Raw genomic sequence first — 26397 nt, forward strand, 5'->3', positions numbered from 1 at the left:
ATACGCTGTGAATACAGTCGTGTTAATATAACCTACAAACAAATCGTAAAAAAATATTTAAGTCGATGACGCCTTGGGAAAAATATCAGCAAGATCTACAACGTGATGATTTTCAATATGACAGCGCGCAAGAAAATGCCGTAAAGCATTTACAGCGACTGTATGACGACCTTATCAATCAGCCCCCGGTCAAACAAAACTTCTTCTCGCGCTTGTTTGGTAAAGCTGAGCCGCCAAAAGTGAAAGGGTTGTACTTTTGGGGTGGAGTAGGGCGTGGTAAAACTTATCTGGTTGATACCTTTTACGATGCCTTGCCGACGGAGCGTAAAATGCGAGTGCATTTTCACCGCTTTATGCATCGTGTTCACGCAGAGCTGAAAAAGCTTAATGAAGTGAAAAACCCTCTGGAAAGCATCGCTGATACCTTCAAATCTGAAACTGACATTATCTGCTTCGATGAATTTTTCGTGCAAGACATCACCGATGCCATGTTACTGGGTGGATTAATGCAGGCGCTGTTTGCGCGCGGTATCGTGTTAGTGGCCACATCGAATATTGTGCCTGATGATTTGTATAAAAATGGCTTGCAGCGTGCGCGATTCTTACCAGCCATTGAGTTGGTAAAAGCCAATACTGAGGTAGTCAATGTGGACTCGGGTATTGACTATCGCTTGCGCACGTTGGAGCAAGCGGAAATTTTTCACAGCCCACTTGATAAACAAGCGGATGAAAACTTATTCGACTACTTTAACAAACTCTCTCCGGAGCCAGGTAAAGCCGGACAGGCGATTGAGATTGAAGGTCGGATGATCCAAACTCGGATGGTGTCTGATTGTATTGTTATGTTTGATTTCCCAGCGCTATGTGAAACCGCTCGCTCGCAAGTGGATTACATGGAGATCAGTCGCTTATATAACACCGTGATTCTATCTAATGTGAAGCAAATGGGTCAGCAAAACGATGACGCGGCAAGGCGCTTTATTGCGCTCGTCGATGAGTTTTATGAGCGCAATGTGACGCTTATCATCTCGGCTGCAGCGCCTATTACTGAACTTTATACCGAAGGTACATTGAGTTTTGAGTTCAAACGCTGCATTAGCCGCTTGCAAGAAATGCAATCCCATGAATATTTAGCAAGAGAGCATTTAGCCTAACGGCAATTACTTTTTTGTTAAGAGGACTTGTTCGGTGTGGGTGTTTGTAAATATCCTATTTGAACGAGTCCTTGTCACGCACACGTCGTCATTTCGTTGGATTTTTTGCCTTTTCTATTTTTTTCGAAATTCTTCCGATTTTCTTGTAGAAAAAAGCACCAAGCGCTGGTTTTCACCCAGAAGGCTTGCTATAATCCGCGGCCTGCCACGTTGCGTTCTATTGCCCTCGTCGGCTTAGCCACTGACTTGAGCGGCATAAAAGTCTTAAACTCGAAGGGGTTAAAGCAAATACAAGTAGAGCGGTAGTCCAAGGACTGCCTGTGGTTTTAAAATTGAAAACTTTGGATTTTTATAATGAAAACGTTTGTTGCTAAACCAGAAACTGTAAAACGTGACTGGTACGTAGTTGACGCTGAAGGTAAAACTTTAGGTCGCATCGCTACTGAAATCGCTCGTCGCCTTCGCGGTAAGCACAAAGCTGAGTATACTCCACACGTTGACACTGGTGATTACATCATCGTAATCAACGCTGAGAAAGTTACTGTAACTGGTAACAAAACTCAGGATAAAATGTACTATGCTCACTCTGGTTACCCAGGTGGCCTTAAGTCTATCAACTTTGAGAAACTTCAAGCTAAAAAGCCTGAAATGATCATCGAGAAAGCGGTTAAAGGCATGTTACCTCGCGGTCCTCTAGGTCGTGAAATGTTCCGTAAACTTAAAGTTTACGCTGGTAACGAGCACAACCACGCTGCACAGCAGCCTCAGGTTCTAGACATTTAAGGAGCACTATCATGGCAAATCAATACTACGGTACAGGTCGTCGTAAAAGTTCAAGTGCTCGCGTATTCCTACGCCCAGGCACTGGCAACATCGTAATCAATAAGCGCTCTTTAGAAGAGTTCTTCGGTCGTGAAACTTCTCGCATGGTTGTTCGTCAGCCTCTAGAGCTAGTTGAAATGACAGAAAAGTTTGACCTATACATCACTGTTGCAGGTGGTGGTACAACTGGTCAAGCGGGTGCTATCCGTCACGGTATCACACGTGCACTAATGGAGTTTGACGAGTCTCTACGTCCAGCTCTACGTAAAGCTGGCTTTGTTACTCGCGATGCTCGTAAAGTTGAGCGTAAGAAAGTTGGTCTTAAGAAAGCACGTAAGAAGACACAGTTCTCTAAGCGTTAATTTATTACGTTTCAAGAATTCAAAAACCCAGCTTATGCTGGGTTTTTTGTTTTTAGCATCTCCTATGCACATCCATCTCTCGAGTTAACGAGGCATCTCGTTCGTTTTATCCTGCTTATTTGCTCAAAAATATCGCGTCGAGTTAAAAAAGTTCAATAAATATAATAATTAGTGCAATTCGAGCGGTAACTTGGCGGTTTTTTTTGCTACAATTGGCGAAGCAAGTAGAAAGACCTGAGATCCAGTCACGCGATTTGGTGCGTATCCTTAGTCGGGGGGTTGATCTTAGTCAGTATATTGTTGTGTCAGATGCGATATCATAAATACTCGGTTTCATGCTCGAAGTAATCATAGATGATTTTCTGCGGGTTTATTCGGGCATGGATCTGGAATAACCTTGTTTTAATCAAGGTATTTATTTATGATCGCGTCTATTTTGTAATTTCTTAAATTAACCTGCTGTAACTGATGTTCTCAATATAGCAAGTGTTGGGAATCAAGTGGAGATAAGTGGATGAGCAATGCGCCTGTAGACAACAGCCGACGTCGCTTTTTAACTATCGCTACCTCTGTTGTAGGTGGCGTTGGTGCGGTTGGAGCTGCTGTTCCTTTTATTGCGTCCTGGAATCCAAGTGAGCGAGCTAAATCTGCAGGTGCGCCTGTAGAAGTAGATATCAGCAAGCTTGAGTCTGGACAACTTATTCGTGTTGAGTGGCGAGGCAAACCAGTTTGGATTGTTAATCGTACACCAAAAATGCTAGAACAAATGAAGCAACACGAAGACAAACTTCGTGATCCTAACTCTGAAGAGCCACAGCAGTTGGCATCAGCGCAGAACGGTTACCGTTCTAAGCGACCTGAGCTTTTCGTCGCGGTTGGGATTTGTACTCACTTAGGGTGTTCACCATCTTTCCTTAACGGAAGCTTTGGTGAAAAAGTAGAAGGCACTGATAGTGGTTTCTTCTGTCCTTGTCACGGTTCGAAGTTTGATATGGCGGGGCGCGTATTCCAAAACGTACCTGCACCTCTAAACTTAGAGATCCCTCCGTATACCTTTATTGACGACACTACCATTTTGGTAGGTGAAGAAGAAGGGGTTGCATAATGTCTGTTAATGTAGATAAAGCAGCAAATACGGGCGTTGTGGGTAAAGTTGTTGATTGGATTGATGCTCGTATTCCGATGACTCGCGTCTGGAATATGCACATTGCTCAATACCCAGCGCCAAAAAACTTTAACTTCTGGTATTTGTTTGGTTCACTCGCCATTCTAGTACTGGTAAACCAGATTGTAACGGGTATCTGGCTAACCATGAACTTTGTGCCTTCTGCTGAAGGTGCATTTGCATCAGTAGAATACATCATGCGTGATGTTGAATATGGTTGGTTATTGCGATACCTACACTCTACCGGCGCATCCGCATTCTTTATCGTGGTCTATCTTCACATGTTCCGCGGTATGATCTACGGTTCTTATCAAAAGCCACGTGAATTACTGTGGTTGTTCGGTATGTTTATCTTCCTAGCACTAATGGCTGAAGCTTTCATGGGCTACTTATTACCATGGGGTCAGATGTCTTTCTGGGGTGCTCAGGTAATCATTTCATTATTCGGTGCAATCCCTGTAATTGGTGATGACTTAACGCTTTGGATCCGTGGTGACTACGTTATTTCTGGTGCGACGCTCAACCGCTTCTTTGCACTACACGTTATTGCACTACCATTAGTACTGGTTATCTTAGTATTCCTTCACATTGTTGCACTGCACGAAGTAGGCTCGAACAACCCTGACGGTGTTGAGATCAAGCGCAAGAAAGGCTCTGTAGCTGAGGAAGACAAACCTAAGTTTAAATTCCATGAATACTACACTGATAAAAAAGATATTGTGGATGCAATTCCATTCCACCCTTACTACACAGTAAAAGATGTCTTAGGTGTTGCTGGCTTCTTAATTTTCTTCTGTGCCATTGTGTTCTTTGCACCGGAAATGAATGGTTTCTTCCTTGAAGCACCAAACTTTGAAGCGGCAAACCCGCTTAAAACACCAGAGCACATTTTCCCAGTTTGGTACTTTACGCCATTCTATGCGATCCTTCGTGCTATCCCTGATAAGTTGATTGGTGTAATTGCAATGGGCGCTTCAATCGTAGCATTGGCACTACTGCCTTGGATTGACCGTGGTTCGGTTCGTTCAATTCGCTACCGTTGTGGTTTCCATAAGTTGAACATTGCTCAGTTTGTTGTCACATTCGTTATCCTTGGCTGGATTGGTGCAACACCGCAAACTGACTTTAAAACGCTATTGTCGCAAATCACGACAGTAACTTATTTTATGTTCTTCGTGTTGCTATTCTTCTACAGTAAAAACGAGAAGACGAAGCCACTACCAACGAGGTTGACGAAATGATGAAAAAGCTAGTAATCGGTTTATTCGCATTGTTGCCAACGTTATCGATGGCAGCGGGCCCATCAGTGCCTTTGATGGAAGCAAACAATGATTTAACTGATAAAGCATCTCTACAGCGTGGCGCTAAGTTATTTATGAACTACTGCCTTGGCTGTCACCAAATGCAATATCAGCGTTATGAGCGTACTTTCCGTGACATCGGTATTCCAACTGAAATTGGTCAAGAAACGCTTATTTTCGATGGTTCAAAAGTAGGTAGCCATATTAAAAACTCTATGGCTAAAGATGATGCAGCAAAATGGTTTGGTGCTGCGCCACCGGACTTAACACTTATCTCTCGTGTTAAGTCTCCGGACTACATCTATACTTACTTGAAGTCATTCTATAAAGATGAGTCTCGCCCATTTGGTGTGAACAACGTTGTTTTCCCATTGGTGGGTATGCCTCACGTACTACAAGAGTTACAAGGCTTGCCAACACCGATCACTGAAGAAGTGGAAGAACACGGTCACACAGTGACTAAAGTTGTCGGCACTGAAACAGATGGTACCGGTGAGATGAGTGTTGATGAATATGACCAAGCAGCACGTGACCTGACAAACTTCTTAGCTTATGTAGGTGAGCCTTCTCGCCTAGAGTCAGAAGCTATTGGTATTAAGGTTATTGGTTTCTTAGTTATCTTCTTCATCCTGGCATTCTTCTTGAAGAAAGAATACTGGAGAGATGTTCATTAATTTGAATATTCAAAGGTAATTTTTGCAATAGGGGCGTTCGCCCCTTTTGCTGTTTAAAGTGATTTAATTACTTTTAGTTTTTTAATGGAGGTAGGCATGGCCGTTGCTGCCAATAAGCGCCCTGTAATGACACTTTTTTCTGGGTCAAACTGTATGTACAGTCACCAGGTACGTATTGTACTTGCTGAGAAAGGTGTAAGTGTTGATATTCATCAGGCTGAAAAGGACAACTTACCAGAAGCTCTACACGAGATTAACCCGTATGGCACTGTTCCTACGCTAATCGATCGTGAGCTTGGCTTGTACCAAGCGAATATCATTATGGAGTATCTAGACGAGCGCTTCCCGCATCCTCCTCTGATGCCTGTGTATCCAGTAATGCGTGGTCGTAGTCGTTTAATGATGCATCGCATTGAAACTGACTGGTACTCACTTGCTGAAAAGATCACTGCGGGTGGTGATGAAGCGGCTCAAGCTCGTAAAGAGTTAACTGAAGCGCTGCTAGCTGTAGCACCTATCTTCAATGAAGCACCTTACTTCATGAGTGAAGAGTTCAGCCTAGTTGATTGTTATTTAGCTCCACTACTTTGGCGTTTACCACAGCTTGGTATTGAGCTGAATGGCGCTGGTAGCAAAGAGCTAAAAGAATATATGCTGCGTTTATTTGAGCGTGACTCATTCCAAGCATCGCTAACGGATGCAGAGCGTGAGATCAGATCGTAATGACGTCTAATCGTCCTTACTTACTACGCGCATTTTACGAGTGGATTGTCGATAACGAATGTACACCGCATTTAGTGGTGAACGCAGACTTTCCCTCGGTACAGGTTCCAACACAATTTGTGCAAGAAGGGCAAATTGTGTTGAACGTAAGCCCGTCTGCTGTGACGAATTTCTCAATGGACAATCAAGCACTGAGCTTTAATGCCCGGTTTGGTGGCCAGCCGATGCAGGTATATGTGCCTAATGGTGCGGTATTGGCTATCTATGCAAGAGAAAATGGTGAAGGCACGGTATTTACACCTGAAGAAGAAATCTTTGAAGATGAAGAGTTTGATTTGGTAGAAGAGACGGAAATCTCACAATCTCCAGAGACTAAGCCAGAACCTGAAAAGAAAAAAGGTTCTCACCTTCGAGTGATAAAATAAAAAAACCTGCGAATGCAGGTTTTTTTATGGCTATACGTTATTGTTTATATGTACTCAAAGGCTTTAATCACACGTTTTACACCATTAATATTTCTGGCGATTTCTACCGCTGAGTTTGCTTCTTGCTTAGAGACTAAGCCCATCAAGAACACTTCGGCATTCTCGGTAACTACCTTAATATTTGCGCCATTGACTTCGTCGGCCGCCAGCAGTTTGGTTTTAACTTTGGAGGTCAGCCAAGTATCATGTGTTTGCGTCGTGATGCCGATGTTTGAGCTTATTCTCAACTGATTATGTACTTGCTTAATCCCTGCGACGTTCTGTAGCGCACGCTCAGCTTCCGTTTTCATTTCTTGATTAGTGACCTGACCAATCATTAATACTACGCCATTAACACTCACCAGCGTGATATTGGCATGATCAGCAAGGCGCTTAATCTCTTTGATGGCAAGCGTGCCTTTGATCTCGATATTGTTATCGTCAATTTGTGCACCGATAGTGCGTCTATCATTTGCTGCAGACACCGCACCGGCTGTACCAGCAACTACCGCAGCAGCACACCCTTGTAGTAACAAGATGGCGGCAAGTAAAGAGGCTATTCTCATCATCATACTTCGTCCTGAGGGAATAAAATTGCGTCGATTAGCTCACTTAAACAGTGAGTATTGAATAGTTGTGACTCGATTATCCGGCTTGGGCGTTTACTTGGGATCCGGATTTCTACATCCTGTGGGCCCAACAGGCCGGTAATTTCACCACCATCATCACCAACTAATGCGATGACTTTCATATCTCTAGTAAGGGCAGCTTCCACTGCGCCAATAACCGCCTTTTCTTGCCCGTTTATGGCATACGCCACCAGCAAATCTCCTTGCTGCGCAAATGCGCGTATTTGCTTGGCAAAGCGCTCTCTGGCTTTGCCATTTTCTGGTGACGCCAAATTATATTGCTCATTCGTTAGTGCAATCGCCGGCAGACACGGGCGTTCGGTTTCGTAAAAGTTGCTTAAGATGGTTGCGAAGTGGTGCGCCAACATATGATTACTTGGCGCGCCGCAGCAGATGATTTTATTGCCATTGATCAGGCTCTGAGCCATGGTCATCGCTGCGGTTTCTAGCGCTTTAGGCAATACTTCGCCCGCGGCTATCTGCGCTTGAATTGACTCTGTAAATATAGATTTTATAGATTCTTGCATGCTAAAAAATATTTCTAATCCAGTTTATTTCAGGGGGATCGGCCCCTTGAATGGCAACAAAGTCGACTCTAAGTTGCGTGTTATGCAAATTTTGCTGTGCTAAATAATTATAAATACTACGCTTTAATCTTTGAAGCTTAGTTTTTGATAGTGCGTTAATTGCGCCACCAAAGTGGCTGCTATCGCGATACTTTACTTCAATAAACACTAAGGTTTGCGACTCTCGCATAATGAGATCTATCTCTCCGTATTTACAGAGATAGTTTCTGGTGACGGGGGTTAATCCTTGTTTTACCAAGAATTGCTCCGCAATCACCTCAAAATGCTCGCCCTTACTCCGTGTGTTGCTAAATAATCCCTTAAACATCCAGATATCCTATCTGATCAAAGAGTCTCCCGCAGGTTTCTCTTGTTGCATAAATAATGGTAGCGGAGGCTGTTCATCTAAGCTCACCAAACGAATTTGTTTATTATGATACTGTGCCCAACTGAGCTTTCGCACAACATCACTGCCACCGCGTATGCTGAGTTGGCCGGTTAAGCCATCAAAACTTTTACCCGAGAGCCAAGCCAGTTGGCGCAACTCGGGGACTAAATTCGTGGCGTCATATGCCATTGCAAACAGGCGCTGTTCTAAATCGGCCTGCTCAGGCCATAAAGATTGATAGGCATCTCGAAGCGGTGCTTTTTCAACAGCACCCGGTAGCATCCAAGGCTGCTCGGTAAAATAAAGCCCTTCTAAATCGCCCTTATCAGTAACATCAATTTGTTTACTATAACTGCGAGAGCTTGCATATAAAGGGATCCTATCGGCGAATGTACTGACATTGACGTCTAAATAAGGTTTGAGCAGTCTAGTTTCCATTGCATCACCTAAAATATAGATGGCATCAATGTCGCGTCTAGAGCGTGTTTCACTTTTGACCTCTTTGCGAAATAGACTTTTGATGACGCTAGTGCGTGCTTTGGATGCATCGACCTCTAAAATATCCGTGATGACATCCGCCATATTGGTACTATTGGTATAATAACCCACTTCTGGTGCGGTCTCACTGTAGCGTTTCCAACCTTGATCAAAATACTCAATTAAACGCTTACCAGAGGCGTTCGCTGGAGCCAGTAACATGGGTTTTTTATAGCCTTTAGCAAGAAAGTGCTTCATTGCTTGCTCGACTTCATGCTCAGGGTTAAGCGCAAAAAAGTACTGTTCACTGCTGCTAGGCGTAAGCGTTTCGCGAGCATTTAAAAATAAGGTGGGGTACGCCGCAAAACCTTTATCTGCGAGTAGTTTTTCAACGTTGGATTTTAATAATGGACCAATGACAAAATCGACATTTGCCTCAGCAAGTTGCGTTACTATTTCAGACTCGGATGCCATTTCATCAATGAAGAAGACCTCTTCAATCGTCCCTTCGTCAGTAGCAGCCAAGAAACCATTTTTAAGCGCTGTACCGAGTCGCTCGCTCGCACCTGATTGTGGTAACAACACCGCAAGTCTTTTAACTTGGTAAGGTTCAAGCGCAACCGCGCCTTGTAAATCTTTAGGCAGCAAAGCAACCGCAGGGTGATTAGTAAAACGACGACGCCAATTATTCATGGCTTGGTCGAGCTGGACGCTCGAACCCAAATAAATTTGTTGATATTTAGCCAGTGTTACCCAACCACGTTGTAAAACCGAGCCAGAATCAAAGCGCTCTAGGGCGTAACTTGATAGCTGCTGTAGCGCGAGCCAAATCTCTTCGTTTAGCCCCGCCACCGCTAAGTTATGTTCATTGGCAATATCGGCCGCTTTAAAGTATTCAACCAATGCTTTTTTTGGTAGTTGCTGAGAGGCATAAATACTACCTAGTAAATACTCATACCAAGCTTGGTGTTCAGGGGTGTTGAGTCGGCCCTCTAGCGTATTTAGTATGGCTAACGCATTGGCATACTGCGACAATTCTTTGCGAGCAAGTGCGATGTATAATTTGTTTTGAATATGATCAACACTGGCTTTTGCTTCCATCGCTAAACCAATTTGCTCTAACATTTGCCAGTCTTTTTCTAAGATAGCAGCGTCTCTGGCTGCATATAGCAATTGGATTTTGGCAACGCCTTCTTTAGTCTGCGCCTTTGCAAATAACGACGCGGCGTTGTCATCCGATTGGCTAACGGCTTTAGTTGTTTTAGTTTCTTGGGCGGATTTGGTGACATTTGTGCTTGTACTACAAGCGGATAACCCCGACAATATGGCAACTAAAAGCGCTATCTTTTTAAACTGCACAGGCAAACCTTCTTTTTCACGACTGAGTGGATATCTTACTGACTGATATTGGAGAGCTCAATGGCTAATCTTCACAACGAAAACAAAATCGGCACCCTACATATTGTAGCGACACCAATAGGTAATTTAGATGACATCAGTGAACGTGCACTGAAAGTGTTAAGTCAGGTCGATTTAATCGCTGCCGAAGATACGCGCCACACCGGTAAATTATTGAGTCACTTTAGCATTAAAGCAAAAACTTTTGCACTGCATGATCACAACGAGAAGCAAAAAGCGCAGCAAATCTTAGATTGGTTAAACGAAGGTAAAGACATCGCGCTAGTATCTGATGCGGGTACGCCGCTTATCAGCGATCCGGGCTATGCTGTGGTAAACCTGTGCCGTGAAGCAGGTGCGACTGTGACTCCCGTTCCTGGCGCGTGTGCCGCCATTGCTGCGGTGAGTTGTTCAGGCTTACCGACAGATAAGTTCCAATTCGTGGGATTTTCACCAGCAAAAAGCCAAGCGCGTCAGCAATTTTTTAAAGATGCAGTCGCCTCTGGCATCACCAGTATCTTGTACGAAAGTACCCACCGCATTATGGCAAGTCTAGAAGATATGAAAATCGCGCTGGGCGAAACACAACACATTGTTTTTGCTAAAGAACTGACCAAAACCTATGAAACCTTTTTCAGTGGCACGGTTACCGAGCTCATTGAGTTTTTAACCGCAACGCCTGAAAAGCAAAAAGGTGAACTGGTGCTGATGCTACCCGGTGAACAAAGAGATGAGCAAGCATTAACGCCAGAAGCGAAAAAGCTGATTGAGTTACTAGAGCCAGAAATGCCATTGAAAAAGGCCTGCGGCGTGGCAGCTGAATATTTAGGGCTAAAAAAGAACGCCTTGTATAAGGCTATCATTGCTGAGCGAGAAGCGTAATACACGCAATTTATCGCGTGCGTTATTGCATTAAAGTGCGTATAATCGCCCGCCTGAGTCAGCCGGATAATCGCTGCCTGTGACGAAAATGATCAGGGGGAGGAAAGTCCGGGCTCCAATGGGCAGGGTGCCAGCTAACGGCTGGGGGGCGTGAGCCTACGACAAGTGCAGCAGAGAGAAGACCGCCTAAGTCCTTCGGGACCGGTAAGGGTGAAAGGGTGCGGTAAGAGCGCACCGGACCACTGGTAACAGTTGGTTGCAAGGTAAACTCCACCCGGAGCAAGACCAAATAGGGTTCCTTATGGTGTGGCCCGCATCGGAACCGGGTAGGTTGCTTGAGCCTAGGAGCGATCCTAGGCCTAGACGAATGATTATCGATCTCCTTCGGGAGTGAACAGAACCCGGCTTATAGGCTGACTCACACCTCAAGCGTAAACATCCCTACATTAGATGTTTACGCTTGAGACTCCCACTTTATCACCTCACGATTACCTTGTTAAAAACGCCATTTATTTGTATATCTCACCACTTTTCGTTAATTTATTTACCAGTGTTTTCTCGTTGAATTTATTTAAGTGACTGATAAAAAATAACTTTTATGGTTGGTACAATACTTGGAAAGATAGAGCCATCTCTCAAACGAAAATGAGTAATGGAACTATCATGTACAAGAACAACAAAGTCTTATTATCAACCATTTTATGGTTTGGCACGCTACTGTGGTCGGCATTATTTTCATCCTTGGTGAAGGCTGAGTCGGTAGACAAGCTGATCAAAACCCTCATGAAAGAAAGGCATATTCCCGGATTACAGTTAGCCGTGGTTAAAGACGATAAAATCATTAAGCAAGGAAGTTATGGTTTTGCAGACTTACAGCATCAAGTGCCTGTGACTGAGCAGACGTTATTCCCGATTAATTCGATGACAAAGGCGTTTACCGGTGTTGCGATTGTACAGTTAGCTGAGCAAGGTTATCTAAACATTGACGATGAAATTGGTAAACACTTACCTGATTTACCTAAAGCTTGGCTGCAACTCAAAATTAATCAATTAATGGGTCACACCACAGGTCTGCCGCCGATCCTGGCATCAAATTATGCCCTAGAAACCATTGTACCGAATGATGCGGAAGCCTCATGGCAAGCTGTGCAAAAGCAGCCTCTTCAATTTACACCTAACTCGCGTTTTAGTTATAACCAAACCGGCTATGTGATTTTGGGTAAAGTCATTGATAAATATGCACCTGAAGGGTTTCCTGCTTTTATAACTAAGATGCAGTTAGCACGTGCTAACATGCCGCAAACCGCGCAGGCAGGTTTTGATTATCTTGAACTTATGGTGCCAAATCAGGCTCGCCAATATATTCATTTAGGTGAGGGGAATTACAAAAACTTTTACGGCGAATTCCCTTATATGTTGAGAACCGCCGCGGGAATGAGTTCAACCGCAACGGAACTAGCTAACTATGTTGTATCACTACAACAAGGCGAGCTGGTTAAAGAGTTAGATATGCTATGGACGCCAGTTAAGCTGAACAACGGGCGTACAGAAGCCTTTAACACCAAGGAAAATGGCTATGCAATGGGCTGGCAAGTGATTCAGCGTAAATATCACCCAGCGATCAGCGCAAGCGGAGGAAACGCGACTACGGTGATCACCTACCCTGAAGACAAGGTTTCTGTGATTGTACTTACTAACCTGTTGGGTGGATTACCCATTGAGTTTGTTGATAATATTGCCGCTTACTATATTCCCAACTTTAACGACGCTAGTAAGCAAAAGGCCTACCAGCCGATGGCGTACTTAAAGCAGCTTACAGATAAACAAGGCTTTGCCGACTTTGCGGCTATGTTTGCAAAAGCGCAGCAAGATACCGGTGTAATGTATGATTTAGAGATCTTGGTGGAGTGGGGCAATAAGCTTGTTGAAGATGGTCAAGTTAATAATGGTATCGAAATCTTTAAATTTGCACTGACACAAAATAACGAGCAGCCATATTACCACAACAGCATCGCGCAAGCGTATGAGTTAAATAAGCAGTATGCACAAGCACTGGCGCACTATCGGCAGTTACTTGCGATAAACCCAAACAGTCAGTTCGCAAAAAATAAAGTAGCGGAAGTGAAGGAGTATCTTTAACTCACCATAAGACTGTGACGGCAACCTAAACAAATCGAAAGCTGCAAGTTCAATTACTTGCGGCTTTTTAGTATTTAACCTGAGGTTTGGATAAGAAATGAGCTAACTCATTGTTTTTAAAATTACATTAAATTATTTCCTTGTCTAGCCAGAGAGTTTTGGAGATAACTCCGCTCTCGCGTCCTGCTACCGCCCAGCTACCTACATCCTTGTAGGCAAGGCGAATTTATGCACCAATAGCTGGGCTATTGGAAGTGAATTCAACGCAGTTAGCGCAAAAACTGGCTGCTAGAAAGTCATAAATTATCCGAAGCTCAGGTTATTTACTATTGGCAATAAATTGCTGTCTATACTTAACGAAGTATTAGAAGCTGCGGTATACTACGCAATCACCTATTTGAGCTATGTACTGCTATAGATAGTTAGTACTGCTTGTTGATAGCAAATCTAATTGAGAAAGTCATACCATGAGCCGACAACCTACTCCACTCATTGAGCCACAAACACCGAACCACTGCGTTGATGCCTTTCGCCGCTTTAGCGTTGCACCCATGCTGGATTGGACGGATCGCCATTGCAGAACCTTTCACCGTAAGCTGACTAAACATGCGGTGCTTTATACTGAGATGATCACTACAGGTGCGATTATTTTTGGTAAAGGGGATTATTTGGCATTTGGTGCGCATGAGTTACCAGTGGCGTTGCAGTTGGGTGGCTCTGATCCTAAGGCGCTGGCAGAGTGCGCTAAGCGTGCTGAGCAATATGGCTACAGTGAGGTAAACCTAAATGTGGGTTGCCCGTCAGATCGCGTGCAAAATGGTCGCTTTGGGGCGTGTTTAATGGCTGAGCCTCAGCTCGTTGCTGATTGTGTGGCGGCGATGAAGGCAGAAGTGAATATTCCGGTAACGGTAAAAACGCGCATTGGTATTGATGAACAAGATTCCTATGAGTTTCTTACGGCGTTGATTGAAGCCTCGCAGGCGGTGGGCTGTGATGACTTTATCATTCATGCCCGTAAAGCATGGTTGCAAGGCTTAAGCCCGAAAGAAAACCGTGAGATCCCACCATTAGATTATCCTCGCGTATATCAATTAAAGAAAGACTATCCAGATCTGCATATCAGTATTAATGGTGGTGTTAAAACTCTTGAGGAATGTCAGCATCATTTGGCTCACCTTGACGGCGTAATGGTTGGCCGTGAGGCTTATAGCAACCCGTTTATGTTGTCGCAGGTTGATGAGCTGCTATATGGCGAAGCTGCATTTACGCAAACTCGCCATCAAGTCGTAAGAAGCATGTATGACTACTTTGAAAGTGAAATGTCGAATGGTGCAAACTTTTGGCATATTGCGCGTCACATGTTGGGTATTTTTCAAAATCAGCCCGGAGCGAGAGGATTCCGTCGTCACTTATCAGAAAATGGTCACAAAAAAGAGGCTGGCATAGAGGTGATGGAAAAGGCGCTGTCTTTTGTACCTGAAGCGTAAAATATATTGCTCCAATCCTGTGTGTGAAAAAGACGATTTTATCGTCTTTTTCACTATTTAATGTATCTCAATAAATTTATTTTTCTTTTCAAAAAACCTTAACTCAATGATTTAATTTTGTTTTTATTTTTGGCACGGCTCTTGGAATAGTCTAACTATATTATAAAAGGAGCCGAACAATGACCATCATCAACAGAATTGAAGATCTTATCAAAGCAGAACTTAACGCGTTACTAGACAAAGCCGAAGACCCACAAAAAATGGCAACTCAGTTAGTGCGTGATTTAGAAGAAGCGCTATCTGATTGTCGTGCAACGGCAGCAGAGCTTATTTGCCAACAAAAAGTAGCGCAGCGCCAAGTTGAGCAAGCAAATAAAGCTGCGACAACGTGGCAAAGTAAAGCCGAACATGCCCTTGAAAAAGATCGTGAAGATCTTGCCCGCTCAGCCCTTGAGCAAAAGCAGCGAGAAACCGAAAAAGCGCAAGAAGCACAGCAAAAAATTGATGATCTAACGCCTGCTCTTGAAAAACTCAGCGCAGATGCGGACAAGTTGCAAAGCAAAATTCAGCAATTAAAGGCAAAAGAAAAGGCCATGTTGCGCCGCTTGGAAGCTGGTAAGGCAAGGTTAACCATCAAACAAACGCTGAATAGTGACGATATGCACTCTGCAACGCGCAAGTTCGACGAGTTAGAACGTAAGGTGGCGCGCCTTGAAGCTGAAGTCGAATCCTATGACTTAGGGCAGCCCGATGTATGGCAGCGCTTTGAAGATGAGCAAAAGCAACAACAAATCGACGATGAATTAGCCCAACTGAAGCAAAAAATGGCGAGCTAGGCTCGCCCAAAGCAACGAACTGAGCAATCAAAGCGAAAGGGGATAAAGATGAAAAATAGATATAAATCAACACTGTCTCAAATGAATAGTTCAAAGAAAATTGGTGGCGTATGTGCGCAACTCGCACAACGTTTTGATATGCCAATTTGGTTAACGCGTTTACTAACGGTATTGCTGTTTTTTAAGTTTCCAATGTTGGTGTTATTGGCGTATGGCATCGCTTGGTTTGCAATGCCAAAAGCGCAATACGAAAACTAAGTACGGCGACGAGGTAGGCACTATGAAAGTCGTGGCCGGTATATTATTAGCGCTGGTATTTTTATTGGCGCTTTCTTGGGTGTCGCTGCCACTAATATGGTTAGACATCAGCGATCTGCAACTCGATATGGGATTTGACCTAGGTTGGTTTGGCTTTGAAATACTCACGTTGCTATTTGCAATTGTAGCGCTGGTGGTGCTAGGAGCACTCTTGAGCGCGGGTGTTTTAGGGTTGCTCCTTATTGTGTTCATTGGGCTAGTAATGACATTGCTATTTAATTCGCTGATAGTGCTATTTCCACTCATCTGTATTATTGCAATAGTGTGGTTAGTGGTAGACAAATCTGCTCAAGCAAAAGTTTGAGCAGTGGGTTTTTGTTGGCGGTAGGAGATAAAAAACACGCTAAATTGGGATCTGTGATATAGTTATTTGCAGTTATAAATCCAAGGAAAGCCAACATGAAATCAAGTGTAATCAAAACCTTAATTTTTGCTTTATCAACTTTTATCGGCTTTAACGCTTCAGCTCATCAAGGGCATGAGCATGGTGAACATCATCATGGTTCGGAGCAACTTTCTGTTCACAACGCAACCGTGCGTGCATTTTTACCGGCAGCACCTTCAACTGCAGGTTATCTCGTTATTGAAAACCCAACGCAGCAAAATAAAGTGCTGGTTAAGGCAGCGCTTGAAGGCGTTAAGCGTGTTGAAATTCACGAGCATGTTCATAAAGAAGACATGATGAAAATGCAACGTGTCGACGAGCTCGCGATCCCTGCGGGTAAATCAGTAACATTTCAGCCTGGTGGTTATCACTTAATGGTGTTTGAACCAGTAGAAACATTAAAAGTCGGTGAGAAGCGTAAGCTTACGCTATATTTTGCTGATGGCGATAGGATCTTCACCATGGCGGAAGTCGTCGCACTTGCAGACATGTTTGGTGGCAAAGAAAAATCAAACGCCGGACATCACTCTCATCACTAAAAACAGTGAGGTATTAAATGGGAAATCATACGGGAAAAATCATCTCTGGCATTATCGCTGTCATACTTCTGGGTTATGTTATAGCCGTATATTGGAGTGTGGAACCAGAGCAGTTTGACGTCGTCGCGGCTGCAAAAGCGGATGCGCAGAAAAATGGCAATACATTAGTCACTGGATATGTAACGACACATACCTTGATTAAAGTGACGGATACGCTTTTAAATAAGCCAGGTGGTTACTTGTCGAATGACATGATGCCACCAAGCGTAATGATGGATAACATGCCTGCTTGGGAATACGGCGTGCTTGAGATGACACGAGATCTTACACTTTCGATGCGTAAAGATTTTAGTCGTTCACAATCTCAATCGACTGAACACCCAAGTTTAAAGCTAGCCCAACCACAGTTTAATATCAGTTCAACAGCGTGGATGTGGCCAAGTGCTGAAGGTGAATATCAAAAAGGCAATGACTTACTGCGTCAGTATTTGACTCAAATCTCTGATAATAGTAACCGCGACAGTCAGTTTTATGCGCGTGCTGATAACTTGAGAGCTTGGCTAAAAGAGGCCGAAAAGCGCATGGGCAGCCTAAGCCAAAGATTAAGTGCAAGCGTAGGTCAAGACAGATTAAATACCGATTTAGCTGGGGATTCGGCAGCTGATCAAGCAACCATGACGCCAAGCCATAATATAGTGAAAACCTCTTGGTGGCAGATTGATGATGTATTTTATGAAGCCAGAGGTGCCACGTGGGCGTTACTGCACTATATGAAAGCAGTAGAGCATGACTTTAGACCTGTGCTTGAAAAGAAAAATGCACTTGTCAGCCTACAGCAGATCATCAGAGAGCTAGAGGCGACTCAAGAGACAGTGTGGAGCCCTATGGTATTAAATGGCAGTGGCTTTGGCTTGGTAGCGAACCATTCTCTGGTTATGGCAAATTATATTTCGCGAGCCAATGCGGCTCTCATCGAACTTAGTGAACTTTTAGCGCAAGGATAACATCATGAAAAAACACTTTTTAGCAGCGGCATTATCTCTCGCTTGCTTAGCACCTGCTGCACACGCAGACACGGTACTCGGGCTTTATGTCGGTGCAGAAGGGTGGGATACCGAAACCGAAGGTAGCTTTGCTGAAAAAGGCAATATGCAAACCTTTAACTTTGACGATGAAACTTTTACGAGTTTCTATGCTGCACTTGAGCACCCAGTACCGCTAGTACCAAATATCAAGTTACGCTATACCGAGCTTGAGTTAAATGGTCAAACGACGTTAACAGAGTCTTTTGACTTTGGTGGCCAAGTTTATACGGTAGGTACTGACGCGACAACAAACGCAGATCTAAACCACATCGACTACACATTGTATTACGAAGTGCTAGACAATGACTTGTTGACGTTAGACTTTGGTGTGAACTTTAAGCAGTTTGACGGTTCTATCATGGTAACTGGTACTGCAAATGGTCAAACACGCACAGAAGAAGTTGAATTCTCAGGCTTTGTTCCTCTAGGTTATTTGCGCGGTGAAGTGGGTTTACCACTTACAGGGCTAAGTGTTTTTGCCGAAGGCAGCATGCTTGCAATTGATGATAGCAAAATCCAAGATTATCAAATTGGTATCGCTTATGAGTTTATCGACAATATGGCTGTTGATGTTGCGGTAAAAGTGGGTTACCGCTCTATGGTACTTGAGCTAGATGATATCGATGATATCTACACTGACTTAGATGTCTCTGGTCCATTTGCAGGGATCCAACTACATTTCTAAGATAGTCTAGTTTACTCCTTTAGCGGCTTGGTACGAGTGTTCGACCAAGCCGTTTTGGTTTGTGTTGAGTAAATAGAACAACTTCCTTATCTATCTTCCCACTCGAGAGAAAATTCGCTTTCAAAGGCCTTTTCTACAAGTTGCTTGTATTGTTTATTGATTGGGCTTTGGAGTAATTTTTTTAGCTCGTCTCCGGTTTGCGTCAGCTTGTAATAGCTCAGTACCAAGTCATTGGATTTGGCTGTTAAAGTCATTTTTTTACGTAAATACACCAGCTGCATTGCCTGTCCTTTTTGTAGCGATGCGGACTCAATTTCTTGCCGATAAAGGATATTAATATCCATCAGTGTAAGTATATTTGGGAAGTTCAGCCCAGCTTGGCTTAAGTTGATGGATTCGGTGCTGCCTTTACGCAGCAAATCAAAAATAGACGGCTTTTTATAGTATCCATGAAGAATAAGGTAGCTGTCTTCTTTTTCTAAGTAGCCACACAATGGTGCACATCTTTGTAACGCGGTTGCTTCACGTTGGGTCATCATCTTTAGGGTTTGCAAACTTTTAATTGAAAAAGTGCCAGGCGTAATACTTTCACCCACTAATATCTTTGCCCACAACTTTTGCATAGAGTGATTGGCAATGTCTTCTGCAAGGGTGATGAAGTGCTCCAACCAATCGGGATCGGGGCGACCTCGGGCGGTAACCTCGGGGCATAAAGTCAGTGCCATGCCCATAATGGCCTCAAGGTTTTGCTGGCGCTGGATTTTGATTAATTGTTGGCGCTTTAGAGCACGTTTTAGCGTGCCGTGCTCAGTTCGCACCGTGTATTGGTTATCTTTATTTTTATCAGACTGATAACGGTCATTTTGAGTGACAAGCGGTGTGATCCGTTTCACCATAGGGTAGCCGAGCTTTTCTTCAATCGAAAGCGCTAAAGCTGACTTTACTTGTGCATTTTTGACTGCCATATCAAGCTCGTAGTTTATACAGTGTGTGCATATGATTGACCGCAGAATTGGTTACTTGCGGTAAATACTGCTGCATAAAAAGTGCGATAAAACTGCCAATAAACGGCGTATTAGCTCTTCCTTCAATCGTGATGGTCAGTTTTTTATCGGCCTGAACGGTCAACAAATTAAGGCTGATTTTGGCTAAATGTTCATCGTCCAAATGTAATGACAGCTCTAAACTCTGTTCGTTGATTTTGGTGATGGTCATTTCAGCTTCTCCCCAAGGATGCACTAACACAGCTGAGCCGCCCACTCGTTGCTTTTTTGGCAAAATACGAAAGTGGATGTCTTCGGTTGCTTGCCAATTAAATAATGCTGGCCAATGGGATAATACCAATGGAGAGAGTGTTGTGTTATTTGCAGAAATATCGGTGCTTTTTACCACTTTATAATGGTGTGGCATCGCTAAACCAGCAATCACAATGACAAGTGCCAAAATCATCAGCATTCTAATAGGAGTAGATAAACGTTTGATACAGAATCCTCTTTGGTAAAAAGTATGCTAAATCATCTATTTTGTTCTATGCTCGACTATAATATTTCATGTATGTTAATCAAACAGAACTGTAATAGTAAAAATGTACCATATTTTGTAAGATGGTAAACACTGGAGTGAATCAGTGCCTATAATTAAAGAGTAGTGCGGATTTAAAGGGTAAAACATGGCACCTGAGCAAGAAGATTATTTGTTTGCAGAGCACGAAGAAGTTACTCAAGAAGAAGAAACGACAAGTGCTTTTTGGGATGTCTTAGTCGTTGATGATGATCCAGAGATCCATTCTGTTACTAAACTTGCGCTGTCTAATTTAGAGTTTTGGGGCAAAAAGCTCAGGTTTTTTCACGCCTATTCTGGCAAAGAAGCCATTGAGATTTTAAAAGAACAAAATAATATCAGTATCCTTTTACTCGATGTGGTGATGGAAACCGACGATGCTGGTCTTAATGTCGTCCGTCGAGTGCGCGAAGAAATAAAAAATATGGCAGTACGTATTATTATGCGTACAGGACAACCGGGTTATGCACCGGAAGAGAAGATCATTCGTGAGTTCGACATTAACGATTATAAAATGAAGACAGAACTCACCCGCAGCAAACTGGTTACTTCTTTACTTACCGCTATCCGTTCTTATCAACAAATTTGTGAGCTCGAAGCGCAAAGCCATGCACTAGAGCAGATCCTTTCAGCTTCTCGTGCCATACTTGGTCATACCGATATGGGTTCCTTTGCAGCGGCGGTCGTTGCCCAATTGGCAAATATTTTAGATGCGTCAGGCGAAGGCTTAGTGAGTGGCTACCTAGATGATGATATGCATTTAAGGGTGTTTGGCGGTAGTGAGCAGTACCGTGAATTCTTTGGTCATGGTATAGAGCAGCTTGATAATGGTCGTGTCATCATGCAAGTACAAAACTGTATTGATACCGAATCCCACCAATCTACCGCGCATGACATTACCTTCTTACTTGAAAGCAAAAACAAAAAAGCAGCCATTTATTTAGAGCTAGAGGCTGAGCCATCGGAAGCGCAATTGAAGTTTGCTGAGATATTCCTGACTAACGTTGGTGTTGGTCTTGATAATATTAAGCTATTCAACGAATTACGTGAGGTTGCTTACAAAGATAATCTCACCAAACTACCTAATCGCGCTAATTTTATCGAGAAAATAGAGTCGTACTTTAACCAGCAACAGTCGCTCGTTTTTATTCTTGTTGATATTGCTCAATTTTCTGACATCAATAACGGGTTAGGCCAAGAAGTTGGGAACTTGCTGTTATTAGGAGTTGCTGAGCGAATTAGTATTGAGTTTCCTGAGGCCCAGTTAATTTCACGAATTGGTGCGGATGTGTTTGGCTTTTTAATGCCAGAGTCGCAGTTTGATGAAGAGTCTTTTATTGATAACTTGTGCGTGCCCTACCATGTCGGGGAGCATTTGTTGACTATGCACTTTCATATTGGAGTGTGCCGTCAAGAAGACTTCCAACCGCAAGGAATAGAGACCTTAAAACTTGCGTATATTGCGCTTAACCAAGCAAAACAGTCGAGTATTCCACTGGATTGGTATACCCCAGATTTAGAAGAAAAAATGGCTTGGAAGCTGGGGTTAATAAGACAGCTCAGGCAAGATTTTGAGATGAAAAAACTCGAGGTCTGGTATCAGCCTCAGTTTTCTATTGCTGATCGCAAGGTGATTGGCTGTGAGGCTTTGTTGCGTTGGCCTTCAGGAAACGGGAATTATATTTCCCCTGCGATTTTTGTTCCGCTTGCGGAAAATGCAGGGCTTATTGTCGAAATTGGCCAATGGGTATTAGAACAAGCCTGTCAGTTGCAGGCAACGTTGCAGCAACAGGGATTCGGTGAGCTTAGCATTGCTGTTAACGTCTCTGTGCCGCAGTTTAAGGTGCCAAACTATGCACAGCAGGTTAAGGACACTATCTTGTCGTTTAATGTGGAGCCTAAGCATATTGAGCTTGAAGTGACAGAAAGTGTAGTCATGGATGAGGTAAACTCGGTGATCAATACACTCCAAGAGTTACAAGAATTTGGTGTTGAGGTGGCCATTGATGACTTTGGTACAGGATTTTCTTCTTTGAGCTATTTGCAAAAACTTCCTTTAGCACGGCTTAAAATCGACCGTGCTTTTGTCAAAGATATTCCTCATGATGACAGCGGTGCAATTGCCGATCTTGTCATCTCTTTAGGTCAGCATCTTGGCCTAAAAACAATTGCGGAAGGTGTTGAGACAGAAGAACAAATGACGGTGCTACAAAAGCTTGGCTGCGATGAGGTACAGGGATTTTTATTAGCAAAGCCAATGCCTGAGCGAGACTTGCTTGAATTTTTAGAGTCAAATTAGACAATTGTGTTGTTAAAATCGGTGCAATTGCTTTTCTTTGTAATGTTGATTAGACTAAAGTTTGAACACTCCGTTCTTAAATGTACTTAGGTACTTTGTATTATCAATAATAAAGGATTTGCTATGAAAATCGCAGGAGTTTGTGTTGTCCTATTGGTGCTTCTGACGGGTTGTAATTCAACGACCGAGTCGGCAAAAAACAATAATGAGAGCACGATAGCTAAGAATCAAGATGATTTATACTGTAAGCAAGATATCATCACTGGTAGTAAGTTTACAAAACGAAGATGTCGTACTAAAGACCAGATCGAGCATGATCGACGTGCGGCGAAAGACATGCTTAACCGACAGCAGAGTACTGTTGGCGTTCAGGGCGGTCAGTAAATTTCGCTTTGTTAGGCTAGCACGAGCAGTCTAATTATTTGTTCTAATTGAGGAAACAGTTGCGAGTTGCGCTGAAAACTCCTCTTTTAGAGCAATTACCTTTCTTTCTCTCTCAAGTTTAAATTACGCTTTATCTTTCCTGACTATCTCCACTTATTTAACCTGAGGTTTGGATAAGGAATGAGCTAACTCATTGTTTTTAATAACACATTAAATTATCCTCTTATCTAGCCAGACAGTTTTAGGGATAACAAGGCGAATTTATGCACCAATAGCTGGCTATTGGAAGTGAATTCAACGCAGTTAGCGCTAAAACTGGCTGCTAGAAAGGCATTAATTATCCGAAGCCCAGGTTATTTAATTGTGATTACGGTGGTATGAACGTTAGCGGTGATAGATATTATTGTGTGCATGGTATCTCATGTTTTAATACCAAATAGTCTTAATACCCACTCGATGTGAGAGGGGAGACCTGACGCTAGCTGCGTTAAAACTTCTTTTTTAGAACAACTAGGTGCATTGCTGCTAGCTGGGTGCGGAGCAAGCGACAAGACTTTCTAACCTCAAAAATAGCTCACCTAATTAAAAAAGCTTTGATGTCAGATGAGTAGTTAACAGATATTTGCCTTCAAGGCATCATGATTAAGCAGTGGTGTGAGAGTGACGTTAAACTAAAAAAGCCCCCGCAGCTTTAAACCTGCGGGGGCTCATAGTTACGACTAAATCTTGCGGGCTTTAGACTACAGTCTAAATGTGAAACCTGCGAAGATATAGCGACCCAAAGAATCATAGAAACCAGGGTAAGTGTTACCATTTGCTGGGCCTGCAGGACCATTTGGTACTAGTGGAGCTGTATTATCAAAGATATTATTTACACCACCGCGGAATTGCAGGTTATCAGAAGCATTCCATGTTACTGCAATATCAACGTAATCACGTGCAGTCATTGGAACTGGTCCATCGATTACTTGGCCGTCGTCATTTCGTGCGAATTCCTTCACTTCACTTACATAACGATAGGTTGCTGTAATGTTTGCATCCCAAGGTGTTACCCAAGTTGTTGAGAAGTTTGACTTAAAGTCAGGAACTGGATATTCACATACCGCTCTATCCCAACGACCAGCACAATCGTCAATATCACCACCTGGTAAGTTTTGCGTTGCAAACTTATCTAGCCATGTACCGATTAGCTTGAAGCGTAAAAGACCCATATCATCAGGCAGGTTATAACGGTATGATGCATCAAAATCGATACCGCTTGTTTCTACGCTACCAATGTTGGTATCAATCGCAGTGATCGCATCCTGGCCTAGCCACAATGAGCCTGTTGGACCACGGTTAATCAGTCCACAGAACTCGTCGTTACCATTAATCGCACACTGATTGAAGATTGTTGCTTCAGGGATTTCTTGAATTGCGTCTTCAACAGTAATGTCGAAGTAGTCAATCGCAATGTCTAAACCTTCAATGGCTTCAGGAGATAATAGAATACCAAACGAGATAGTATCTGATTTCTCAGGCTCTAGGTCTGGGTTACCACCAGTGATACTATTGTATTGACCTGCTGGGTTGATTAGTGCGTTAGAACCATATTTAGATGGATCAAGACCTGTTCTGGCACACTGCTCAACAGTTAAAGTTGGATTCGCTCCACCACATGGATCTTCCCAGTTAAACAAACCTAAACCAGCAGATCTGAATAGGTCACGTACGTTACCTGCACGCACTGCGCGTTGGAAGCTTGTTCTCAAACCAAGTTGATCATTAACGCGGATATCAAACGCACCTTTATAGGTGTTAGTTGTTTTATCCGTTGAATAATCAGAGTAGCGGTAAGCTAACTCTAAAGTAATATAATCAGCAAATTCAGAGTCTTCGACTAAAGGTACGTTGAATTCAGTAAAGAATTCATTGACGTCAAATTCACCACTTACGCCAAGAACTGGACCACCTTGACCTGCACCGTCACCCGACTGGAAGCCTTGATCCGGATTGAAGTCTAGCGACTCTTTTCTGTGCTCAAGACCAAATACCACGCCCACACCAGTGGAAGTCCCAGGTACTACAACACCGTACTCAGTAAGGTCACCAGTAACATAACCACTAATTTGTTTTGTTCTCGTGTCACCACGAGCAAATAGGGGCATAGTTAGATAGTCAATTTGCTCTTGAGTGATGTTCGCTGGATCGAAAATATTCCAAGGAATACAGGTTGGATCGCTACCATCTACAACTGACTTACATACCACGTTACCGTCATCATCTGTTGTTGCTTGTAATGAACGAATGATTCTGGTTGTAGACATGTCGTTTTGGTAAGTCTGAGCATATGATACGTTACCAAAGTTCATATACGCATCATAACTCCAGTTGTCATCGATTTCACCGCGAACACCTAGTACAAAACGAGTTGAGGTATGGCGAATATCGTCTTGACGAGGGCCACCTTCAACATTACGTTTACCGATGAAAGCACCCTTAACAACACCATCTGTTGCAACACCATCAGGTCCGCAAAGCGTATTTCTTTGTGAAGCTGAAAGTAGTGGGTTATCACAGCTAATATCAACTTGATTCAGGAATGAACCAGAAGGTGCGATCTGAGCCACTGTGCGGTTGTCCATGTAGTTAAACTCAGCATAAAACGTATGGCTGTCGTTAAAATCATAGTGACCTAGTAAACCAAATGTTTTACGTTTGTCTGGACGTTGGAAATAGTTTAGTGGGCCGTAGTTGTACACTGTGCCAGCTGTAGGAACTAGATCGGTACCAGATACTTTGTAGTCATAGGTATCGAAATCGGTAATACGGCCATCTGGAATTGTTCCTGAACCACCACAAATACGTGTACCTGTCGCGTTTATATTCATAGCACAAGCACTGTAGTCACGGTTATCCTGTGTCACCTCTTCGATATCACGCCAAGTCGCGTAACCTGTGATGTTAGCACGGCCATCTGCAGAGTTTGCACCAAAAGTCAGAGAGATATCATGGGTGTCGCCATCCCATTGACTTCCGTCAGGTACCGGGAAGCCTCTATCTTTTAGTGCTCGTTGCATGTCTTTGTGGTCGTTATCATGTTGATAAACACTACCTTGATACTCAACTTGGAAGCCTTCAAAGTCGTCTTTCATGATAAAGTTTACAACACCAGCAACAGCGTCTGAGCCGTATGTTGCTGACGAACCACCAGTTAACACATCGACACGATCAACTAAAGCTGCTGGGATTTGGTTAAGGTCAGCACCGATACCACCAGCAACAGGAGAACCAGAAGGCAAGCGACGTCCATTAACGAGTACCAATGTACGTTCTGTGCCTAAGTTACGAAGGTTTACTGTTGCGGTACCTGTAGCTCCATTTGCTTGGCCTGAAGTTTGGTCAGCAAAGATTGCAGGCATATCGTTGAGTAGATCTTCTACCCTAGTAATACCTGCAACTTTAATGTCTTCGGCCGTAACACTTGTTACAGGGCTCGCACCAGTCATGGCAGCTCGCTTGATACGCGTACCAGTAACCTCAATTCGTTCTACGCTATTAGTAGCGTTGGCATCTGTTTCTTCAGCGTGGGCGATACCTGATACGCCTGCAGTCAGCGTTGAACAAGCCAGTAGAGATAGCCTGATCGTTGCTGATAGGTTAGAAAGTTTCATCTTATTTCCTTATTTATTTATT

The 26397-nt window shown here is 43.3% G+C and carries 26 protein-coding genes and 1 other RNA gene; 20 read left to right on the forward strand and 7 right to left on the reverse strand.

Features of this window, described 5'->3' with window-relative positions:
• The first annotated feature begins 65 nt into the window (after positions 1-65).
• The 8 genes from zapE to MHN30_RS19215 all read left to right on the forward strand — a co-directional run bounded on the left by zapE (position 66) and on the right by MHN30_RS19215 (position 6626).
• Entirely contained in the window at positions 66-1154 is a 1089-nt protein-coding gene (gene zapE, locus MHN30_RS19180; RefSeq protein WP_130165057.1) for a cell division protein ZapE, read from the forward strand.
• Between the two features lie 354 nt (positions 1155-1508).
• Positions 1509-1937 carry a 50S ribosomal protein L13 gene (rplM, locus tag MHN30_RS19185; RefSeq protein WP_010376694.1) on the forward strand — a complete coding sequence of 143 codons (429 nt, stop codon included), beginning with the start codon at positions 1509-1511 and terminating at the stop codon, positions 1935-1937.
• Between the two features lie 8 nt (positions 1938-1945).
• Positions 1946-2338 (forward strand): 30S ribosomal protein S9, encoded by a 393-nt coding sequence (rpsI, locus tag MHN30_RS19190; RefSeq protein ID WP_161796706.1) that lies wholly within the window; start codon positions 1946-1948, stop codon positions 2336-2338.
• Positions 2339-2852: 514 nt separating this feature from the next.
• Positions 2853-3443: a ubiquinol-cytochrome c reductase iron-sulfur subunit gene (petA, locus tag MHN30_RS19195; protein ID WP_039492902.1), complete on the forward strand. Its 591-nt coding sequence runs from the start codon at positions 2853-2855 to the stop codon at positions 3441-3443.
• The gene (locus MHN30_RS19200; RefSeq protein WP_045987630.1) at positions 3443-4744 is read left to right on the forward strand and encodes a cytochrome b N-terminal domain-containing protein; all 1302 of its coding nucleotides are present in this window, start codon (positions 3443-3445) and stop codon (positions 4742-4744) included. The genes petA and MHN30_RS19200 overlap by 1 nt, the downstream gene beginning before the upstream one ends.
• Entirely contained in the window at positions 4741-5478 is a 738-nt protein-coding gene (locus MHN30_RS19205; protein WP_029215832.1) for a cytochrome c1, read from the forward strand. The genes MHN30_RS19200 and MHN30_RS19205 overlap by 4 nt, the downstream gene beginning before the upstream one ends.
• 96 nt (positions 5479-5574) lie before the next feature.
• Positions 5575-6201 (forward strand): stringent starvation protein SspA, encoded by a 627-nt coding sequence (gene sspA, locus MHN30_RS19210; protein ID WP_017219052.1) that lies wholly within the window; start codon positions 5575-5577, stop codon positions 6199-6201.
• Complete coding sequence (locus MHN30_RS19215) at positions 6201-6626, forward strand: ClpXP protease specificity-enhancing factor (RefSeq protein WP_130165056.1); 426 nt, start codon at positions 6201-6203, stop codon at positions 6624-6626. Before sspA ends, MHN30_RS19215 begins: the two co-directional genes overlap by 1 nt.
• 44 nt (positions 6627-6670) lie before the next feature.
• On the opposite strand, the gene dolP is transcribed toward MHN30_RS19215, so the two are convergent.
• The 4 genes from dolP to MHN30_RS19235 are packed head-to-tail and all read right to left on the reverse strand — an operon-like array spanning position 6671 to position 10084.
• Complete coding sequence (gene dolP / locus MHN30_RS19220) at positions 6671-7237, reverse strand: division/outer membrane stress-associated lipid-binding lipoprotein (RefSeq protein ID WP_239360767.1); 567 nt, start codon at positions 7235-7237, stop codon at positions 6671-6673.
• On the reverse strand, positions 7234-7821 hold the full coding sequence (locus MHN30_RS19225; RefSeq protein ID WP_010376705.1) for an SIS domain-containing protein: 588 nt from the start codon (positions 7819-7821) through the stop codon (positions 7234-7236). The genes dolP and MHN30_RS19225 overlap by 4 nt, the downstream gene beginning before the upstream one ends.
• A gap of 1 nt (position 7822) precedes the next feature.
• Positions 7823-8188 (reverse strand): YraN family protein, encoded by a 366-nt coding sequence (locus tag MHN30_RS19230; protein ID WP_069020035.1) that lies wholly within the window; start codon positions 8186-8188, stop codon positions 7823-7825.
• A 9-nt stretch (positions 8189-8197) separates the two neighbouring features.
• Positions 8198-10084: a penicillin-binding protein activator gene (locus MHN30_RS19235; RefSeq protein ID WP_239360768.1), complete on the reverse strand. Its 1887-nt coding sequence runs from the start codon at positions 10082-10084 to the stop codon at positions 8198-8200.
• Positions 10085-10144: 60 nt separating this feature from the next.
• Here MHN30_RS19235 and rsmI point away from each other — a divergent pair, with 60 nt between their 5' ends.
• The 10 genes from rsmI (at position 10145) to MHN30_RS19285 (ending at position 18479) form a co-directional block, all read left to right on the forward strand.
• A complete protein-coding gene (gene rsmI / locus MHN30_RS19240; protein ID WP_239360769.1) occupies positions 10145-11005 on the forward strand; it encodes a 16S rRNA (cytidine(1402)-2'-O)-methyltransferase in 861 nt (286 codons plus the stop codon).
• A gap of 54 nt (positions 11006-11059) precedes the next feature.
• An RNA gene (gene rnpB / locus MHN30_RS19245) (RNase P RNA component class A) lies at positions 11060-11430 on the forward strand.
• Positions 11431-11668: 238 nt separating this feature from the next.
• A complete protein-coding gene (locus MHN30_RS19250; RefSeq protein WP_239360770.1) occupies positions 11669-13144 on the forward strand; it encodes a serine hydrolase in 1476 nt (491 codons plus the stop codon).
• A gap of 467 nt (positions 13145-13611) precedes the next feature.
• Complete coding sequence (dusA, locus tag MHN30_RS19255; protein ID WP_239360771.1) at positions 13612-14631, forward strand: tRNA dihydrouridine(20/20a) synthase DusA; 1020 nt, start codon at positions 13612-13614, stop codon at positions 14629-14631.
• A 179-nt stretch (positions 14632-14810) separates the two neighbouring features.
• Positions 14811-15467, forward strand: a complete 657-nt coding sequence (locus MHN30_RS19260; RefSeq protein WP_045987626.1) for a PspA/IM30 family protein — start codon at positions 14811-14813, stop codon at positions 15465-15467.
• Between the two features lie 48 nt (positions 15468-15515).
• Positions 15516-15725 (forward strand): PspC domain-containing protein, encoded by a 210-nt coding sequence (locus tag MHN30_RS19265; protein WP_239360772.1) that lies wholly within the window; start codon positions 15516-15518, stop codon positions 15723-15725.
• Between the two features lie 22 nt (positions 15726-15747).
• Complete coding sequence (locus tag MHN30_RS19270; RefSeq protein WP_045987624.1) at positions 15748-16089, forward strand: hypothetical protein; 342 nt, start codon at positions 15748-15750, stop codon at positions 16087-16089.
• Positions 16090-16184: 95 nt separating this feature from the next.
• Positions 16185-16709, forward strand: coding sequence for a copper chaperone PCu(A)C (locus MHN30_RS19275; protein ID WP_069020022.1), 525 nt, complete (start codon positions 16185-16187; stop codon positions 16707-16709).
• A 17-nt stretch (positions 16710-16726) separates the two neighbouring features.
• Positions 16727-17713 (forward strand): DUF2333 family protein, encoded by a 987-nt coding sequence (locus MHN30_RS19280; protein ID WP_239360774.1) that lies wholly within the window; start codon positions 16727-16729, stop codon positions 17711-17713.
• A 4-nt stretch (positions 17714-17717) separates the two neighbouring features.
• A complete protein-coding gene (locus MHN30_RS19285; protein WP_010376724.1) occupies positions 17718-18479 on the forward strand; it encodes a TIGR04219 family outer membrane beta-barrel protein in 762 nt (253 codons plus the stop codon).
• Between the two features lie 86 nt (positions 18480-18565).
• On the opposite strand, the gene MHN30_RS19290 is transcribed toward MHN30_RS19285, so the two are convergent.
• Positions 18566-19444 (reverse strand): TIGR03899 family protein, encoded by an 879-nt coding sequence (locus MHN30_RS19290; RefSeq protein ID WP_239360777.1) that lies wholly within the window; start codon positions 19442-19444, stop codon positions 18566-18568.
• Position 19445: 1 nt separating this feature from the next.
• Entirely contained in the window at positions 19446-19928 is a 483-nt protein-coding gene (locus tag MHN30_RS19295; RefSeq protein ID WP_239360780.1) for a hypothetical protein, read from the reverse strand.
• 220 nt (positions 19929-20148) lie between these two features.
• Here MHN30_RS19295 and MHN30_RS19300 point away from each other — a divergent pair, with 220 nt between their 5' ends.
• Both MHN30_RS19300 and MHN30_RS19305 read left to right on the forward strand, forming a co-directional pair.
• Positions 20149-22338, forward strand: coding sequence for an EAL domain-containing protein (locus MHN30_RS19300; protein ID WP_130127081.1), 2190 nt, complete (start codon positions 20149-20151; stop codon positions 22336-22338).
• A 123-nt stretch (positions 22339-22461) separates the two neighbouring features.
• Complete coding sequence (locus MHN30_RS19305) at positions 22462-22722, forward strand: hypothetical protein (protein WP_010376734.1); 261 nt, start codon at positions 22462-22464, stop codon at positions 22720-22722.
• A gap of 740 nt (positions 22723-23462) precedes the next feature.
• On the opposite strand, the gene MHN30_RS19310 is transcribed toward MHN30_RS19305, so the two are convergent.
• A complete protein-coding gene (locus tag MHN30_RS19310; RefSeq protein ID WP_130165048.1) occupies positions 23463-26375 on the reverse strand; it encodes a TonB-dependent receptor in 2913 nt (970 codons plus the stop codon).
• Between the last annotated feature and the right edge of the window lie 22 nt (positions 26376-26397).

Source organism: Pseudoalteromonas sp. OF7H-1, assembly GCF_022347825.1.
Lineage (GTDB): Bacteria > Pseudomonadota > Gammaproteobacteria > Enterobacterales > Alteromonadaceae > Pseudoalteromonas > Pseudoalteromonas maricaloris.

Excerpts from the sequence above, each read along its gene's own strand:
- MHN30_RS19265 (WP_239360772.1), top strand. The coding sequence starts at position 15,516 with ATGAAAAATAGATATAAATCAACACTGTCTCAAATGAATAGTTCAAAG.
- dolP (WP_239360767.1), bottom strand. The coding sequence starts at position 7,237 with ATGATGATGAGAATAGCCTCTTTACTTGCCGCCATCTTGTTACTACAA.
- MHN30_RS19205 (WP_029215832.1), top strand. The coding sequence starts at position 4,741 with ATGATGAAAAAGCTAGTAATCGGTTTATTCGCATTGTTGCCAACGTTA.
- MHN30_RS19200 (WP_045987630.1), top strand. The coding sequence starts at position 3,443 with ATGTCTGTTAATGTAGATAAAGCAGCAAATACGGGCGTTGTGGGTAAA.
- rplM (WP_010376694.1), top strand. The coding sequence starts at position 1,509 with ATGAAAACGTTTGTTGCTAAACCAGAAACTGTAAAACGTGACTGGTAC.
- dusA (WP_239360771.1), top strand. The coding sequence starts at position 13,612 with ATGAGCCGACAACCTACTCCACTCATTGAGCCACAAACACCGAACCAC.
- MHN30_RS19300 (WP_130127081.1), top strand. The coding sequence starts at position 20,149 with ATGGCACCTGAGCAAGAAGATTATTTGTTTGCAGAGCACGAAGAAGTT.
- MHN30_RS19215 (WP_130165056.1), top strand. The coding sequence starts at position 6,201 with ATGACGTCTAATCGTCCTTACTTACTACGCGCATTTTACGAGTGGATT.
- MHN30_RS19260 (WP_045987626.1), top strand. The coding sequence starts at position 14,811 with ATGACCATCATCAACAGAATTGAAGATCTTATCAAAGCAGAACTTAAC.
- MHN30_RS19270 (WP_045987624.1), top strand. The coding sequence starts at position 15,748 with ATGAAAGTCGTGGCCGGTATATTATTAGCGCTGGTATTTTTATTGGCG.
- MHN30_RS19280 (WP_239360774.1), top strand. The coding sequence starts at position 16,727 with ATGGGAAATCATACGGGAAAAATCATCTCTGGCATTATCGCTGTCATA.
- MHN30_RS19285 (WP_010376724.1), top strand. The coding sequence starts at position 17,718 with ATGAAAAAACACTTTTTAGCAGCGGCATTATCTCTCGCTTGCTTAGCA.
- sspA (WP_017219052.1), top strand. The coding sequence starts at position 5,575 with ATGGCCGTTGCTGCCAATAAGCGCCCTGTAATGACACTTTTTTCTGGG.
- rsmI (WP_239360769.1), top strand. The coding sequence starts at position 10,145 with ATGGCTAATCTTCACAACGAAAACAAAATCGGCACCCTACATATTGTA.
- MHN30_RS19275 (WP_069020022.1), top strand. The coding sequence starts at position 16,185 with ATGAAATCAAGTGTAATCAAAACCTTAATTTTTGCTTTATCAACTTTT.
- MHN30_RS19230 (WP_069020035.1), bottom strand. The coding sequence starts at position 8,188 with ATGTTTAAGGGATTATTTAGCAACACACGGAGTAAGGGCGAGCATTTT.
- MHN30_RS19310 (WP_130165048.1), bottom strand. The coding sequence starts at position 26,375 with ATGAAACTTTCTAACCTATCAGCAACGATCAGGCTATCTCTACTGGCT.
- zapE (WP_130165057.1), top strand. The coding sequence starts at position 66 with ATGACGCCTTGGGAAAAATATCAGCAAGATCTACAACGTGATGATTTT.
- MHN30_RS19225 (WP_010376705.1), bottom strand. The coding sequence starts at position 7,821 with ATGCAAGAATCTATAAAATCTATATTTACAGAGTCAATTCAAGCGCAG.
- MHN30_RS19305 (WP_010376734.1), top strand. The coding sequence starts at position 22,462 with ATGAAAATCGCAGGAGTTTGTGTTGTCCTATTGGTGCTTCTGACGGGT.
- MHN30_RS19290 (WP_239360777.1), bottom strand. The coding sequence starts at position 19,444 with ATGGCAGTCAAAAATGCACAAGTAAAGTCAGCTTTAGCGCTTTCGATT.
- MHN30_RS19295 (WP_239360780.1), bottom strand. The coding sequence starts at position 19,928 with ATGATTTTGGCACTTGTCATTGTGATTGCTGGTTTAGCGATGCCACAC.
- MHN30_RS19250 (WP_239360770.1), top strand. The coding sequence starts at position 11,669 with ATGTACAAGAACAACAAAGTCTTATTATCAACCATTTTATGGTTTGGC.
- petA (WP_039492902.1), top strand. The coding sequence starts at position 2,853 with ATGAGCAATGCGCCTGTAGACAACAGCCGACGTCGCTTTTTAACTATC.